The organism is Hyphomonadaceae bacterium BL14 (assembly GCA_027627705.1).
Taxonomy (GTDB): domain Bacteria; phylum Pseudomonadota; class Alphaproteobacteria; order Caulobacterales; family Maricaulaceae; genus Oceanicaulis.
Genome location: CP091242.1, coordinates 1,333,726 through 1,349,003, shown reverse-complemented (window position 1 = coordinate 1,349,003; position 15,278 = coordinate 1,333,726). Strand labels below are relative to the sequence as shown.

Annotated in this window: 13 protein-coding genes and 2 tRNA genes; 12 read left to right on the top strand and 3 right to left on the bottom strand. The window is 64.6% G+C overall.

Annotated features, from left to right (window positions below):
- The first annotated feature begins 203 nt into the window (after positions 1-203).
- The 6 genes from L2D00_06490 to L2D00_06465 all read left to right on the top strand — a co-directional run bounded on the left by L2D00_06490 (position 204) and on the right by L2D00_06465 (position 6,785).
- Positions 204-638: a hypothetical protein gene (locus L2D00_06490; protein WBQ14327.1), complete on the top strand. Its 435-nt coding sequence runs from the start codon at positions 204-206 to the stop codon at positions 636-638.
- A gap of 155 nt (positions 639-793) precedes the next feature.
- Positions 794-2,023 (top strand): outer membrane beta-barrel protein, encoded by a 1,230-nt coding sequence (locus L2D00_06485; protein WBQ14326.1) that lies wholly within the window; start codon positions 794-796, stop codon positions 2,021-2,023.
- Between the two features lie 71 nt (positions 2,024-2,094).
- Positions 2,095-4,332 carry a polysaccharide biosynthesis tyrosine autokinase gene (locus tag L2D00_06480; GenBank protein WBQ14325.1) on the top strand — a complete coding sequence of 746 codons (2,238 nt, stop codon included), beginning with the start codon at positions 2,095-2,097 and terminating at the stop codon, positions 4,330-4,332.
- A 45-nt stretch (positions 4,333-4,377) separates the two neighbouring features.
- Entirely contained in the window at positions 4,378-5,139 is a 762-nt protein-coding gene (locus tag L2D00_06475) for a serine/threonine protein phosphatase (protein WBQ14324.1), read from the top strand.
- Positions 5,140-5,293: 154 nt separating this feature from the next.
- Positions 5,294-5,620: a hypothetical protein gene (locus L2D00_06470; GenBank protein WBQ14323.1), complete on the top strand. Its 327-nt coding sequence runs from the start codon at positions 5,294-5,296 to the stop codon at positions 5,618-5,620.
- A 349-nt stretch (positions 5,621-5,969) separates the two neighbouring features.
- The gene (locus L2D00_06465) at positions 5,970-6,785 is read left to right on the top strand and encodes a transglutaminase-like cysteine peptidase (protein ID WBQ14322.1); all 816 of its coding nucleotides are present in this window, start codon (positions 5,970-5,972) and stop codon (positions 6,783-6,785) included.
- Between the two features lie 319 nt (positions 6,786-7,104).
- Here the strand turns inward: L2D00_06465 and L2D00_06460 are convergent.
- Positions 7,105-7,180 (bottom strand) — tRNA-Asn (locus L2D00_06460).
- 351 nt (positions 7,181-7,531) lie between these two features.
- On the opposite strand from L2D00_06460, the gene L2D00_06455 reads away from it, so the two are divergent.
- A complete protein-coding gene (locus L2D00_06455) occupies positions 7,532-7,888 on the top strand; it encodes a DUF962 domain-containing protein (protein ID WBQ14321.1) in 357 nt (118 codons plus the stop codon).
- Between the two features lie 27 nt (positions 7,889-7,915).
- Here L2D00_06455 and L2D00_06450 read toward each other — a convergent pair.
- Positions 7,916-7,989: transfer RNA gene (locus tag L2D00_06450), tRNA-Cys, on the bottom strand.
- Between the two features lie 174 nt (positions 7,990-8,163).
- Between L2D00_06450 and L2D00_06445 the strand changes: the two genes are divergently transcribed.
- The 3 genes from L2D00_06445 to L2D00_06435 all read left to right on the top strand — a co-directional run bounded on the left by L2D00_06445 (position 8,164) and on the right by L2D00_06435 (position 11,022).
- Positions 8,164-8,817, top strand: coding sequence for a protein-L-isoaspartate O-methyltransferase (locus L2D00_06445; protein ID WBQ14320.1), 654 nt, complete (start codon positions 8,164-8,166; stop codon positions 8,815-8,817).
- A gap of 123 nt (positions 8,818-8,940) precedes the next feature.
- Positions 8,941-10,302: a TolC family outer membrane protein gene (locus L2D00_06440; GenBank protein ID WBQ14319.1), complete on the top strand. Its 1,362-nt coding sequence runs from the start codon at positions 8,941-8,943 to the stop codon at positions 10,300-10,302.
- Between the two features lie 93 nt (positions 10,303-10,395).
- Entirely contained in the window at positions 10,396-11,022 is a 627-nt protein-coding gene (locus L2D00_06435) for a DUF2497 domain-containing protein (GenBank protein WBQ14318.1), read from the top strand.
- A 111-nt stretch (positions 11,023-11,133) separates the two neighbouring features.
- On the opposite strand, the gene L2D00_06430 is transcribed toward L2D00_06435, so the two are convergent.
- A complete protein-coding gene (locus L2D00_06430) occupies positions 11,134-11,628 on the bottom strand; it encodes a MaoC family dehydratase (GenBank protein ID WBQ14317.1) in 495 nt (164 codons plus the stop codon).
- Positions 11,629-11,687: 59 nt separating this feature from the next.
- Between L2D00_06430 and L2D00_06425 the strand changes: the two genes are divergently transcribed.
- Entirely contained in the window at positions 11,688-14,936 is a 3,249-nt protein-coding gene (locus tag L2D00_06425) for a S41 family peptidase (GenBank protein ID WBQ14316.1), read from the top strand.
- Complete coding sequence (locus tag L2D00_06420; GenBank protein ID WBQ14315.1) at positions 14,933-15,274, top strand: Hpt domain-containing protein; 342 nt, start codon at positions 14,933-14,935, stop codon at positions 15,272-15,274. The genes L2D00_06425 and L2D00_06420 overlap by 4 nt, the downstream gene beginning before the upstream one ends.
- Positions 15,275-15,278 lie beyond the last annotated feature (4 nt).

Below are 15,278 nucleotides of genomic sequence, written 5' to 3'. Positions count from 1 at the left end.
GTGCGCTCACGACACACCTCAACGGGCGCGTGCGGAGCGAGAGTGTGACCGGCAGAACACGGTTGCGGCGGCGACGGATCGCATATTCGTGAAATTTGTGTGTACGCCCTAGCGTCAGCAGCGATCTTGGGGTAAACGATAGGTATGAATGCTGCATCTGCGTCGACTTACGTCCGCGCGGCAGAGCAAAAAGGGGACACGCGATGTCGAAGACCATGATTTCAAAAGCCCTGGTGGCGGGCCTGCTCGCTGCCGGTATGGCCGGTGCCGCAAGCGTGCCCGCCATGGCGTTCGCTGCACAGCAAGAGGTGAGCCCGGCCGAGGCGCTCGCCGCCCAGATCCAGGCTGCGGTTGATGCCCTGCCCGAAGACGCCACCGAAGAACAGGTCGAGGCGGCCATCCAGGCGGCCGTAGCGGCGTCTGGCGCTGACGCCGCCACAGTCACGATGGCACTTGCCACCGTCGCGGCGAACAACGCCTCTAACCCTGTGATCGTCGCGGCGGCAACGTCTGCTGCCGCTGCCGCTCAGCAGCCTGGCGGAACGGCGCCGGCTGGCGGTGCCCCGGCTGGTGGTGGTACGCCGCCCGCACCGCCCCCGCCGCCGGCGGGTGGAGGCGGCGGTTCCTCCGACTACTAAAAGCTAATCAAAAGCGCTGCGCATGAGCGCGGCGCTTTTTAGCCAACGCGCAGCCGTGGCGCGTTCGTCTGAATGTTCAGTTATTGGGGGCGACGATGAATAAAGCAGCTTTAACCGTGTCAGTCTGCGGTGCGTCGCTCGTGGGGATGATCGCCGTGTCGGCTCCCGCGGCCGCCCAGGTCACCACCCCGGACAATATGTTCTCGCGCGACCGCAATGTCTCGGTCATGCAGCGCCCGCGTCCCGAGTACGATGCGGCGGGTGTGCGCGCCGGTGCCTGGGTGCTGAGGCCTGAGCTCCAGACCGATCTGGAATGGACCGACAACGTCTTCGCGACGCCGACACAGGCCCAATCAGACACCGCTTTTTCCGTGACCCCGCGCATCAGCGGGAACACGCTGTGGTCCAATCACGGCCTGTCCTTCGACGCCTCGCTCACGAGCAAGAATTATTTCGAGTTCGATGACGAGAACACGGTCACCTATACGGTGGGAACATCCGGCCGCGTGGATCTGCAGCGGCAGAGCTTCATTGACGCGGGTGCGCGCTACGCCACCGCGACCGAGCCGCGCACCTCGGCCGGGGCTGCCGGCGCGGCCGCCGAACCGATCGAGTTTGACACGCTGAGCGCGTTTGTTGGCGGCGAACACATGTCCGGACGGCTGCGCCTGCAGTCCCGCCTGACCTATGCCGAGATTGATTATGACAGCGTGCCTTTGTTCGGGGGCGGCATTGCCGACCAGAACTTCCGTGATCGCACCGATTACGGGGCCACGCTCCGCGCCGACGCTGCGATCAGCCCGGACACGGCGGTGTTTGTGCGCCTGCGCCTGAACGACAAGGATTATCGCCTGAGCCCTCCGGCTGTGGGTCTGGATCGCAATTCGAGCGGCTACACGCTCGACGGCGGTGTTGACTTTGACATTCGCGGCGTGGCGCGCGGTGCTGTCGGGATCGGTTACACCGAGCAAGACTACGACGACGCAACCATCGCCAAGCAATCGGGTATGAGTGTTGATGCGATGGTGGAGTGGTTCCCCACCCCTCTGACGACCGTGACCGCTCATGCGTCGCGGTCGGTGCAGGATGCCGCTATCGCTGGTGTGGCCGGTTACTTCAACACCGAAGCAGGCGTGAGCGTCGATCACGAATTGCGCCGCAATATCATCCTGTCCGCGGGTGCGCGCTGGGGCGAGGATGATTACTCGGGTGTGGCGCGCACCGACGAGCGTCTTTCGGCGAATGCGGGCGCGACCTACATGCTCAACCGCTCGGCAGGGGTCAGAGCCACGTACACCTATATGGAGCAAACCTCGTCCGGTGCGGGGGCGGGTCGCGACTTCACCCGCAACTCGGTGATGTGCAGCCTCGTGCTGCGCCGATAGCCGAGCGTTAACTGCAACCGTCAAAGGCCGCCGCATTGCGGCGGCCTTTTTGCTGGGCTTAAAGTGAAACCATGACCGACACGACCGTTCCGTCCCGGCCTGACTCCAGCGATGATGACCTCATCGATCTGAGTCAATTGCTGACCGTATTCCGGCGCCGGTTCTGGACCCTCATCGCTGTCGGCGCGCTGGTGTTTACCACCGTGGCGGTCGTCACCTTGCAGATGACCCCCAAATATACCGCCGTCTCCAGCGTCCTGCTGAATGTGCGCCAGGCGCGCGTGGTTGATATCGAAGCGGTCCTGTCAGGCATGGCGCCGGATTCAGCGATGGTGGACACCGAGGCCGAAGTGCTGCGCAGCCGCGCGCTGGTCGGGGCCGTGGTTGACCGCATGGATCTGGTCTCGGTCCCGGAATTCAATGCTGATCTGCAAGAGCCAGGCCTGGTGGACGCGATCCGGTCCAGCCTCGCCGGTTTTGTGCGCGCCCTCGTTCCTGCGGGCGGGCGGGCGCTTGCGCAGGACGAAGAAGAACAGCAGGTCCGCGAGCGGGTGATCAGCGCGCTGAAGGAAGCCGTCAGCATCCGCCGTTCGGGGCTGACATACGTGGTCAATATATCGGTGACCTCGGAAAACCCATCTCTGGCGCGCGACATCGCCAATACCTATGGCGATCTGTATCTTCTCACCCAGCTGGAGGCGAAGTTTGAAGCGACAGAGCGCGCCAATGTCTGGCTGAATGAACGGGTGGATACGCTTCGCGAAGAAGTGCGCGTGCGTGAGCAGGCCGTCGCGCAGTACCGCGAACAGGCCGGGTTGATCGACGCGCAGGGCTCCACAATCGCCGAGCAACAGGTCGCCGACCTCAATTCGCAACTGGCGATCCAGCGCGCCGAACGGGCCGAGTCGCTGGCACGCCTCAATGCCGTTCGCAGCCAGCTTGATCGCGGCGTCAGCGCCGACACCATAGGCGAGGTGCTGCGCTCATCGACCATCCAGGATTTGCGCCGCCAATTGGCCGAGGTAACCCGGCGTCAGGCAGAACTGCTGAGCCGCTACGGTCCGCGCCATCCCCAGATCCTGACGGCGCGGAGGGAGCTGGCCGATATCGAGGACCAGATTGACCGCGAGATCCAGCGGATCGTTGCGAGCCTCGAAAATGAGGTGAATATCGCCAATCAGCGTGTGCGGTCACTGGAGCAAAGCCTGTCGGAGACCCGCGGCGAGCTTGCACAGAACAACAGCGCGATTGTGCGCCTGCGAGAACTTGAGCGCGAGGCCGAAGCCAGCCGCGCCCTGTTTGAATCTTTCCTGAACCGCTTCCGGCAGACATCAGAAGCCGATGGCCTCGCCGAAGCCGACGCGCGCATCGTGTCTGCGGCGTCCTTGCCATTGGCGCCCAGCGCGCCAAACCTGATGCTGAACCTCGCCCTGGGGCTTGTTCTGGCAGGCGTTGCCGGGGTGGGCGTGGTGTTTGTCCTGGAAATGCTGGATAACGGCCTGAACAGCGAAGCCGATATCGAGCGCCAGCTTGGCGTTGCGCACATCGCCTCTGTGCCCTTGATCAAGGCAGGTCTGCTCAAGCGTCTGGGCGGTAATTCCGGCGGTGCCGATCCGGGCCAGTACGTGGTCGATAAACCGCTGTCGAGTTTTGCCGAGGCCTTCCGAACCATCAAGTCGGCCATTCGCGTCAGCGCGATCGATGACACAGCCCAGGTGGTCGCCATCACGTCGGCGGTGCCCGGTGAGGGCAAGACAACCCTGTCACTGTGCCTCGGCCGGGTATCGGCGATGGCCGGTGCGCGTGTGATCGTGGTCGATACCGACCTGCGCCGGCGCCTTTTGACGAAGGCTCTCGCACCGGATGTGCCGGCCGGCTTGCTGGAAGTGCTGTCCGGCTCGGTGGACCTGGACGCTGCCATCGCGACCGACGAAGCGACCCCGCTGCATTTCCTGCCGCTGCGCGATGCGACCTTCACGCCTCAGGACGTGTTCAGCTCGCGCGGCTTCGGCGAGCTGCTCGATACGCTGCGCGAGCGTTATGACCAGATTATTCTGGATACAGCGCCGGTTCTGGCGGTCGCCGATACCCGCGTTATCGCGTCCCAGGCCGATGCCGTGGTGGTCACGGCCCGCTGGCGCAAGAGCAGTGTCAATATTGTGCGGCGCGCGCTGCAGGAGCTGCGGGCATCCAAGGCGCGCGTGCTGGGGGTGACCCTCAATGGCGTCGATATGGAAGCCCAGGCGCGGTATGGCTATGACACGTCAGGATATTACTATCGCTCGTATCGCAAATATTATTCGAACTGACCGTCCGCGGCCGGTCCGGTGCGGCCATGATGCGGGCACCTGCCTATGAGCGCATCGACATTGCCCTGGTGGCGGCGCTGGCTGGGCAGCACAGAGCCGCGTCCCGCACCGCCCGAGCAGATGATCTACGCCGTTGGCGATATCCACGGACGCCTCGACCTGCTTGAGCGGCTGTCACAGCGCATCATTGATCACGCAGCCGGCACCCCGGCTGAAATCATTTTCCTGGGCGACTATATCGACCGCGGTCAGGATTCAGCGGGAGTGGTCAGCTTTCTTCTGTCCGACCCGTTTCCCGACACGTTTACGTGCACGTACCTGAAGGGCAATCACGAAGCGACCTTGCTCGACTTCCTGTCCAATCCACAAGTCGGACCGTCCTGGGCGCAATTTGGCGGTGGCGAAACGCTGATCAGCTATGGCGTGCGCGCGCCCCTGGGCCGTCTGGACGAGGCGGGCTGGGTGAAGACCAGTGCGGACCTGGCCGCGCAACTGCCGACCGGGCATTTGTCTTTCTATCAGCAGCTCGCACTTTCGGCCGAGCGCGGATGTTATTTCTTCGCCCATGCCGGCGTCGATCCCGAGACCCCGCTCGATCAACAGGACGAGGCCAGCCTTCTGTGGGTGCGCGACGCCTTCCTGAACGATAGCCGCACGCTGCCACGCATTATTGTGCATGGACACACCCCGGCCCCCGGGCCGTTCGCCGATCAGCGCCGGATCGGCCTGGACACCGGAGCCTATCAGACCGGCGTGCTGACCGCGGCCTGCCTGATGGCGGGCAGGGTCAGCTTCCTCAGCACGTGATCCCGGTGTGCGCCGGACCGGGCGAGGGCACGAGACCGCAGGCGCAAGCGGGTCACCGGTATTTATGGTGAACAACTGATAAGCGCCTGTTTAAGGAAATATTCGGCTGCGCCATACATAGTGATCTGAGTAGACTGATCAAAAAGGTCCTGTCATGCCCAGAGCCAGCCGCATTGCCGATATGGATTTCGTGTCCGCGCCGGACGCTGCGGCCAGGACTTTCGAGCCAATCCTTGATGTGACCCTTGACCGGGATGCCAGTCGTCATGCTGGCGACGCGCCCGGTGCTGCCGGCCTATCGCCCGCGCGCGATTTGCAGGCGCAACTGGCAGACGCGTTCATCCATGGTGACGCCGACGGTGAGTGCGACATCTTTGAAGAGCGCTATCCGCTTGCCCTGTCGTATGGTGTGACGTTGCTGGTCTGCGCAGGCTTCTGGATCGCCCTTGGTCTCGCCGTGCGAACCATGATCGCGGCCTGACGCCTCATACGCGCCCGGGCAACGCTCCTGGAGGAGCGTCCCGAGCCCGGCGCATCGCACGGCCTGGTGCCTCCCGGGCTGAAGCTTACCCCTTTTACTGAAATCATCTGATCAGGCCCGCACCGCTCATGGCGGCGCGGGCTTTGCCGCGTCATGAGGGCCCACGCATCATCTGTACACGATGCGGATTCAGTCAAGAGCTGTCTCAAAATGAAACAGTTGCATTGAATTCAAAAACAAAAACCATTACGATAAAACTTTATTAGCATTAATTGCGATTAACCGTCTTTTTTGACTTCGTTTTGTTTTCTAGACGCCATCTTTCCCGCGTCATCCGTGGGAGAGAAAAATGGCTTCAACGTTGTTCAAGCGGCTGCGCACTGTCGCCTTCAACCTGATCCGCAAGCCGGTGATCCTGGTGGTCTCAGCGTTGGCCTGCACAGCCTGCGCCACGACTGGGGGCGCGCCGACGCAACTCATGCCGGGTATGCCGGTGGCGGCGCCCATGGGGTTGTTCGAGTTTTGCGTTCGCAACCCCGGCGAATGTGAGCTCGGTGACGCCAGGTCCCCGGATCTCTCAACCAAGACCGTGCGCACGGCCGGCGATGGAGCGCCCGCAGATGCCAAGGCGGGCGAGGCGGTTGTCCCGGTCCCGGTCCCGGTCGTGGAGACAGTCCAACAACCCGGCGCGGCGCTCGACATGGCACGCGCCATCAACAGCTTTGTGAACCAGGCCATCACCTATCGATCCGATCTGGAGGTCTGGGGGGTGGAAGATTACTGGACGCTGCCCCTGTCCATGCATGGCGTGATCTATGGGGACTGCGAAGACTATGCGCTGGAAAAGCGTGCCATGCTGCTGGCGGCCGGCGTGGCCCCGCAGACCATGCGCATGGCGCTCGTATGGTCACAGCTGACGGGTCATCACGCCGTGTTGGTGCTCAATGTGGACGGCACCGACTACGTCCTCGACAATGCCGATACCGAAATTCGCCGGGTGATGGATACGCCCTACCAGTGGCTGGCCATACAGGCCGGAGACAGCCTGTTGGCCTGGGCATCGTTTGACGACGGCGGCGGGTCGGGCGCTGATGATACCGGGCGTGCCGTCGCCGGCGAGGGTGGCGGCCGTTCGCCGCAGCCGGCTGCCGGGGCGGGTTCATAACCGAAACCGGACGCACGGCCGCTGCGCATGGCCTGAACGGCCTGAGCAAAGCCTGATGCCTTTGTGCGGGTTCGTGTGGCGGGCCGCGTGTTGAAGGCCATGGCGCAGGGGGCCTTGAAGGCACCCTCAAGCCGCCAGCGCCATGGGCCATGCCGGCAAGAGCGAACCCGGTGGCCTTGCCCAACACCATGCGGGAGGAGCCCGGCCAGGCAGGAGCGTGTGCACGCAGGCCAGGTCACGCCGGCACCTGCCGGCTTCCCGCCCGAAAACAAGAATTTGAAGTGCCGCCGTGGCTACAGCCAATCATGGCTTCAGGCGATGGCTCCCCGGGCCGGACTCGAACCAGCGACCGATCGATTAACAGTCGATTGCTCTACCAACTGAGCTACCGGGGAATACACCGTGCGCGACGGAGGCTGGTGTTTAGCAACGCTGTGCGCCCCGTGCAAGCCGCTCACGGCACTCCATTGCACCCTCGCCGGACCTCAGGTCAAAAAAAATCGGGAGCCGAAGGGGCTCCCGAAAAGGCATTGGGTGGATGGTGGGGTGTCTTCGAGGGAAGACGCGTAAAGATTTACCGAATCACCGGTTAACACCGCCCTAACGTTAACAGAAAATTCCCGATCTCGCGGATGATGCCGGACACTGACCGTCAAGGCGTTTCGCGCCGGGGCCCGGTCATGCTAGCCTTCGCTCAACAGCATGCGCGGGTCGAAGCCGCCGCATTCGATAGGGGAGGGACGCACATGGCCAAGCGCGCTGATACCTATGCCGGGTTCTGGCCCTATTATCTGCGTGAACACGCGCTGATGCCCACGCGCTATCTCCATTATGCAGGCACGGTGCTGGCCACGGCCTCACTGGTGTTTGCGCTGGTCACCCAAACCTGGTGGGCCCTGATCCTGTTTCCGGTGTTCGGGTATGGCTTCGCCTGGGTCAGCCACGCCTTCGTGGAGCGCAACAAGCCCGCCACGTTCGACCATCCGCTCTGGTCGCTGATCAGTGATTACCGCATGACGTTTCTGGCTTTCACCGGCCGGCTGCGCCCGCACCTGATCGAGGCCGGTGTGCTGGATCACCCGAACGCGGCAGCGGCGGAATGAAGGCTGCCGGTTCGGGGGGAAGGGCTCTGGAGGCGCCACCCGGAATCGAACCGGGGTGCAAGGATTTGCAGTCCTCTGCGTCACCACTCCGCCATGGCGCCGCTCCTGAGCAGAACCCCTTTCATAGCCAAGCAGCGCGCGCCCCGCAACGCGCTTGACTGCAGCGCGCTGCATGCGCCTCGCCCCGCGCCTTGCCGCCCGGGAAGCGGGCGGGATATAAGCGCGGCGGTCACTGTTTCGTCCGCACCGCCGGACCAGCCACAAGGTCGCGCCCCGTGTCCGATTTCACCCAGGCCCGCCTCGCCATGGTCAATAGCCAGGTGCGTCCCAGCGACGTGACGGATATCCGTCTGCAGGATGCCATGGCCGCCATACCCCGAGAGCGCTTTGTACCCAAATCCCAGATGGGGCGGGCTTACGCGGATACACAGATTGCCCTGCCGGGCGGGCGGGCCATGCTCAGCCCGCGCGACTTCGCCAAGCTGGCTGAAGCGGCCGGTATTCTCTCCACTGAAGTGGTGCTCGATATCGCATGTGGGCTCGGCTACTCCACCGCTGTGCTGGCGCGTCTGGCCGAAACAGTCGTCGGACTGGAAAGCGATGCGGCCATGGCGGCCAAAGCAGGCGACCGCCTGGCAGCGGCCGGTGCAGATAACGCCGTCATTGTCGAGGGCCCGCTGGCCGACGGCTTGCCCGGACAGGGGCCGTTTGACGTGATCTTCGTCAACGGCGCTGTCGCGCAGGCACCTGCCGCCTGGCTGGACCAGCTGGCGGAAGGCGGGCGCCTGGTCGTGATCTTGCGCTCCGGCGAGGTGGGACGCGCGACGGTTTTCAAACGCTCGGCGCGTTCAATCGGTGAGCGCGCGGTGTTTGATTCTGCGCCGCCTTTCCTTCCGGGCTTCGAGCCGCAGCCCGGGTTCGTGTTCTGAGGACCGGGCAGGACGAAACACTCGCAAAAATTTAATGAAGTGAACGCTGTTCACTTTTGCTTTTGCGTTATATGTGACCAGATAGGAGCTTGACCGGGCAAGCTCGAAGGGCATGAGGGCGCTATGAAATATCTGATCACTTCTGCACTGGCAGCGGGGATGATGACCATGGCCGCCCCGGCGGGCTGGTCTCAGTCACTCGAAGAGACGCTGTCAGCGGCTTACCGCACCAATCCCCAGCTCCAGGCCGAACGCGCCCGTTTGCGCCAGAGCACAGAAGGTTTGGTGCAGGCGCGATCCGCGATGTTGCCGAGCGTGTCGGCCAGCGCCACGCTGTCGGAATCCGAGACCTGGGGCGCAAGCGGCTTTGGCGGCGCTGGTGGCGGCGGGGACGGATCCAGCTCCGTGGGGGCTCAATTGAGCCAGCCGCTCTATCGCGGCGGCCGTACCCGCGGTTCGATCAATGCGGCCGAGGCGCGCCTTGAGGCTGGACGCGAGCGGCTGCGCGCCGTGGAGCAGAACGTGCTGTTCGACGCCGTGTCGGCCCACGCCAATGTAACCCGCGATCAGCAGATCGTCTCCATCCGCTCCAATAACGTTGAGGTGCTTGGCGAGCAGCTGCGTGCTGCACGCGACCGGTTTGAAGTGGGCGAGATTACCCGCACCGATGTTGCCCAGGCCGAAGCGCGCCTGTCCGGCGCACGCGCCCAGCTGTCCGGCGCTCAGTCAGCGCTGGCCGCATCCCGGGCTGCCTATGCCCGCGTCACCGGCGTTGACCCGGTTCAGCCGGATCTGATCGGACCGGGCGCCGGTTTGCCCGACGCGCTGGAGGGTGCTCAGAATCTGGCGCTGGACAATAATCCTGACCTGCGCGCGGTGGAGTTCAATGAGCTGGCCGCCCGCGAAGGCATCCGGGTGGCGCGCGGGACAATGCTGCCGGAAGTGTCGCTCAGCGCGTCTGTCAATGAGAGCCGCGATTCGGCGTTCTCCGGACAGGCGCGCGGTTCCGCCTCGGTCCAGGCGCGCGTCAGCGTGCCGATCTTCACCGGCGGGCTGAACCAGTCGCGTGTGCGCGAGGCGCAAGCCTCCGCCGACGAAGCGCGCCTTGCCGGTCTGACCACGCGCCGTCAGGTGATCGAGGCGGTATCCAACGCCTGGAACACCTATCTGGCTGCCCAGGCGGTGATCGAATCAAGCCGCGAGGCCGTGCGCGCCAACGAGATCGCGTTCGAGGGTGTGGAGCAGGAGGCCTTTGTCGGGCTTCGCACAACGCTGGACGTGCTCAACGCCGAACAGGAATTGCTCAATTCGCGCCTTGAGCTGGTCCGCGCCGAGCGCGACCTGGCGGTCGCCAGCTATGGCCTGTTGCAGACATTGGGCCTGCTCAGCGCCCGCGATCTCGGGCTTGCGGTCACCGGGGAAGCCGATACAGGCGATGACAGCCGCGCCCGGTGGCCTAACTTCAACTTAATTCCTTGGAATTAACGTCTATCCGGCGTCCCCGAAGCTGGACAGGGACGCGCGGTAGCGCCTAAGTTCGGCGCGACCGTTTCCCCTCGACGGAGCAAGGACATCGTTATGGCTCAGGAAAGCGCCGACCAGGAACCGACAATGGAGGAGATCCTCGCCTCCATTCGCCGCATCATCAATGAAGATGATGAGGCCAAGCCTGCAGAACAGTCCGCTCCGGAGCCGCAGGCCGATGCCTCATCCGAACCGGAGGCTGCTGCATCCGAGCCGGAGCCTGAACCCGATCCTGAGCCCGAGGCGATGGATATGGCGATGGACGAGGAAGATGTTCTGGAACTGACCGACCGCATCGAAGACGATGCTCTGTCCGGCGGCACGACACCGATGGCGATTGCGGATGATCTCATGATCGTTGATCGCGAAGACGAGCTGGAGGACGAACCCGAACCGGCCCCTGAGCCCGTGGCAGCCGCGCCGCGCCCCGCCCCGGTGTCTGAGCCCGACGCCGATGACGATTTGCTGGTGGACGCTGCGCCGGCAAGCCTTGCGGCTGGCATGTTCGCGGCCCTGTCAGACAATCTGCGCGTCTCATCCGATCAGGGGCAGACCCTGGAAGGGATCGTGCGTGAAATGATGCGTCCGATGCTCAAGAAGTGGCTGGATGACAATCTGCCCTCTATCGTCGAAGAAAAGGTCCAGGCGGAAGTCGAGCGCATCGCGCGCCGCCGCCGCTGATCCGTTTGCCGTCAAGCCGAACGACAAAGCCCCGGACGATTGTCCGGGGCTTTGCATTTGGATGGTTCTGGTGGCGCGGCCAGCCTGGCGCGTTGTCGTGCCGGTCTGATTCTAGCCGGTAACGACGAGACTGAGCCAGCGGGCGGCGAGAGCCGGTGTGGGGAAATTCTCGATCTCCACCGCCACATCATGGGCAAGCTGGATCTGGCCCGGCTTGCGCTGATCGGCGCTGGCGAGCGTGAACTTGCCGCGAATGCGCGCACCCACCGGCACCGGGCTCAGGAAGCGCACTTTGTCAAAGCCGTAATTGATGCCGATCGCCTTGTCCGGGAAGGCGGGCAGGCACTGGGCCGCGAAATGGCTGAGCATGGACAGGGTCAGAAACCCGTGGGCGATGGGGCCACCGAACGGGGTTTCGGCTTTCGCCCGCTCCGGGTCCACATGGATGAACTGGTGATCCAGCGTAATGTCGGCAAAGCCGTTCACGCGGCCCTGGTCCACCAGGAACCAGTCTGAATGCCGGGTCTCGCCGATGCGTGATTGGAAGTCTTCAGTGTCAGTCATGGCGGCAATTGACCCGCGCCGGGCCCCGGCGTCAAGCATCATGCTTGCCCGCATGTGCGCGGCATGCCAGCGTGCAGCGCTGATTTAACGGGGAGAATTCCATGCGCGCGATTCTGGCGGGGCTTGCAGCGGCGTTAATCTGGACAGGGGCGGCGCTGGCCGACGTGGCGGAGCATTGGCTGCGCCACGCGGCTGTGTCCCCGGACGGAACCCAGATCGTCTTTTCCGCTCACGGTCAGCTCTGGCGCGTCAGCGCCGAGGGCGGGACGGCCTCGCCCATCACCACAGGGGAGGGATGGAGCGGGCATCCGGTCTGGTCGCCGGACGGATCCATGATCGCATTCGCCAATGACCGGTTCGGCAATCTCGATATTTTCGCCATGCGCGCGGATGGGTCGCAAATTGCGCGGCTGACCCACCATTCGGCTGATGACCGCCCGTCAGACTTTTCGCCTGACGGCCAGCGCGTTCTGTTCAGCTCGGCGCGCGGCGCGTCGGCCCAATCCAGCTATTTCCCCACCGGTGCCTTGCCCGAGCTTTACGAGATCGCCATCACCGGCGGCGTGCCGCGCATGGTCACCACCGTACCGGCCAATGAGGCGCGCTGGAGCCCGGACGGCACCCGCATCGCCTATCGCCAGGAACGCGCCTATGAGAGCACAGAACGCCAGCGCGATGTGTCCTCCTTCGCCCGCGATGTCTGGGTGTTCGATCTGGCGGCGGGCACGCACGAGAATGTCTCTGTCAATGCCGGCGGCGATCATGCTCCGGCCTGGGCCGATGACGGATCGCTCCTCCTGCTGTCCGAAATCGATGGGGGCGCGTTCAATGTCCATCATCTCGATCTGGAGACCGGTGCGCGCACACCGCTGACGGACCATGGCCCGCATCCGGCGCGCGATCTGTCTGTCAGCCGTGACGGGCTGGCGGTATACACCTGGCACGGCGATATCTATCGCGTGCGCCGCGCAGACGCACCGCGCCGGCTGGATGTAAGCCTGTCAGCGCCGCCCTTGCGCGATGCGCCGCGGCCCTTCCCGGTGGCGGGCCGGATCAGTGAGTTCGCGGTGTCGCCCGACGGCCAGGAACTGGCGTTTGTGGCGCGCGGCGAAGTGTTCGTCACCGCAGCCGACTTTTCCACCACGGTGCGCCTGACAAACAGCCCCGAGCAGGAGCGCTCGGTGAGTTTCTCTCCCGATGGCCGCTCGGTGCTCTACGCCTCCAACCGCGACGGGGCCTGGGCGATTTACGAGACCAGCCTGACCGATACGTCCGAGCCGCGCTTTTCCGCCGCCACCGCCTGGCGCGAGCGCCTGGTCTACAGCCAGCCCGGCGGCGAAGCCTTCCAGCCTGCCTACAGCCCGAATGGCGAGTTGATCGCTTTCATTGAGAACCGCGATGCCATCAGCGTCGTGACCCGTCAGGGGCGCAATCGCCGCACCGTGTTCGGGCCGGAGCTCAATTACTCCTATTCGGACGGCGACCTGCAATTCTCCTGGTCACCGGATTCGCGCTGGATCGCCTCGAGCTTCACGCCGGGCAATTTCTTCTACGCCAATATCGGCGTCGCACCGGCGGACGGATCCGCCCCGCCGCGTGACATCACGCTGACCGGCTATGGCGACTACAGCCCGCAATGGCATGAGGGCGGCGGTGCGATCGTCTGGGTGTCCAACCGTTATGGTCCGCGCAGTCACGGCAGCTGGGGTGCCCAGCAGGACGTGATGGCCGGCTTCCTGACCCAGTCGGCCTGGGACCGGTTCAATCTGACCGAACAGGAACGCGCCCTGGCCGAGGAGATGGAAGAAGGCGACGACGCCGGCGAGCGCGATGGTGCCCTGGCCGACTTCTTCAACTGGATCGGCGCGGCGCTGGAGGGGCCAACCCAGCTCGATCTGGACGCCGTGGAGCAGCGCACCCGGCGCCTGACCATTCATTCGTCTGAGCTGGCTGATGCCCGGCTCAATTCCGATCTGTCAGCGCTCTACTATCTTGCCCGGTTCGAGGGCGGATTTGATCTGTGGATGCACGATCTGCACAAGGGCGAAACCAAGCGCATCGCCCAGCTCAACGCGCGCAGCGCCAGCCTGCAGCTGGCTGACGACAGCACCGCCTTCCTTCTGGTCGACGGCAATCTGCGCAAGGTTACCCTGCCGGGTGGCACGGTGACGCCGGTGGCGATCAGCGCGGAAGTGAGCCTGCGCGCCGACTCCGAACGTGCCCATTTGTTCGAGCATGTCTGGCGCCAGGTTGACGACAAATTCTACGATCCCGGCTTCCACGGCGTCGACTGGCCGGCCATGCGCGCAGCCTACGAGCCCAAGCTCGCCGGGGTCTCCACCAGCCGGGATTTTGCCTTGCTGATGTCGGAAATGCTGGGCCAGCTCAACGCCAGCCATACCGGTATGCGCTTCCGCCCGCAGGACACGGGCAATGTGAACGACTCCACGGCGTCGCTGGGCGTGATCTATGACCTCTCGGCAGATGGCCCCGGTCTGGTGATCGCTGAAGTTCTGCCTGGCGGACCGCTGGACCGGGATGGCTTCGACATCCGGCCCGGCGCGCGCATCACCGCCATCGCCGGAACCGCGCTGGAGGCAGGCGTCAATCCGTTCAGCCTGCTGAACCGCCGCGCGGGCGCGCGCATCCGCATTACGATAGAGCCTGCGCGTGGCGGGCGTGCGCGGGAGCTGACCGTGCGCCCCTATAGCCAGGGGCAGGAGAGTCAGGCCCGCTATCAGCGCTGGATCGAGCGCCGGCGCGCGATCGTTGAGGAGGCCTCGGGCGGGCGCATCGGTTACGCCCACATCCGCTCCATGAATGATGCCGGCTACCGCCAGGTCTATGGCGAGCTGCTGGGCCGCAATTTTCATCGTGAGGCGGTGGTCATCGACACCCGCTTCAATGGCGGCGGCTGGCTCCATGATGATCTGCTGACCCTGCTGACCGGCGAGGATTACTTCCGGCTGCGGGCGCGCGACCGGATCATCCGTGGTGCACCCGAAGAGCGCTGGTCACGGCCGAGCGCCGTGGTGATGAATGAGGGCAATTATTCCAACGCCCACATGTTCCCCTATGTCTACCAGCTGTTCGGCGTCGGTCCGCTGGTGGGCATGCCGGTGCCCGGCACGGGCACCGCAGTCTGGTGGGAAACCTTGATGACCGGCGATCTGGTGTTCGGCATCCCCCAGCTTCCGGTCTTGGATCCCGATGACCGGCCGGTGGAGAACCAGGAGCTGCAGCCAGACATCCGCGTCGACAACCCGCCTGCCGAGGCGGCGCGCGGAGAGGACGCCCAGCTTCAGGCCGCAGTGGCGGCGCTGATCGACATATTGGAGGCTCAGGAGTGAATGACGGCGAGCAGGATGGGCTGAAGGTGCTCGATCGCGCCCATCTGGCCAGGTATTCCGGCGGCGATGCGGCGCTGGAGGCGGAATTGTTCGGTCTCCTCGACAGTCAGATCGAGGCGTGCCTAGCTCTCATGTCGCAGGCCGCGCCCGGTGATGCTCAAGCCTGGCGCGACGCCGCCCATACGCTCAAAGGCGCGGCGCGCGGCGTCGGGGCCATGCAGCTGGGAGAGGCGTGCGCCGCCGCGGAGACCCGGCCCCATGATGCGGACGCGCTGCAGGCTGTGAATACGGCTGCGAGTGCCGCGCGGGACGCCATGAAGGCTGCGCGCGCGGCCTGAGGAC

Excerpts from the sequence above, each read along its gene's own strand:
- L2D00_06490 (WBQ14327.1), top strand. The coding sequence starts at position 204 with ATGTCGAAGACCATGATTTCAAAAGCCCTGGTGGCGGGCCTGCTCGCT.
- L2D00_06480 (WBQ14325.1), top strand. The coding sequence starts at position 2,095 with ATGACCGACACGACCGTTCCGTCCCGGCCTGACTCCAGCGATGATGAC.
- L2D00_06475 (WBQ14324.1), top strand. The coding sequence starts at position 4,378 with ATGAGCGCATCGACATTGCCCTGGTGGCGGCGCTGGCTGGGCAGCACA.
- L2D00_06470 (WBQ14323.1), top strand. The coding sequence starts at position 5,294 with ATGCCCAGAGCCAGCCGCATTGCCGATATGGATTTCGTGTCCGCGCCG.
- L2D00_06465 (WBQ14322.1), top strand. The coding sequence starts at position 5,970 with ATGGCTTCAACGTTGTTCAAGCGGCTGCGCACTGTCGCCTTCAACCTG.
- L2D00_06455 (WBQ14321.1), top strand. The coding sequence starts at position 7,532 with ATGGCCAAGCGCGCTGATACCTATGCCGGGTTCTGGCCCTATTATCTG.
- L2D00_06440 (WBQ14319.1), top strand. The coding sequence starts at position 8,941 with ATGAAATATCTGATCACTTCTGCACTGGCAGCGGGGATGATGACCATG.
- L2D00_06435 (WBQ14318.1), top strand. The coding sequence starts at position 10,396 with ATGGCTCAGGAAAGCGCCGACCAGGAACCGACAATGGAGGAGATCCTC.
- L2D00_06430 (WBQ14317.1), bottom strand. The coding sequence starts at position 11,628 with ATGATGCTTGACGCCGGGGCCCGGCGCGGGTCAATTGCCGCCATGACT.
- L2D00_06425 (WBQ14316.1), top strand. The coding sequence starts at position 11,688 with ATGCGCGCGATTCTGGCGGGGCTTGCAGCGGCGTTAATCTGGACAGGG.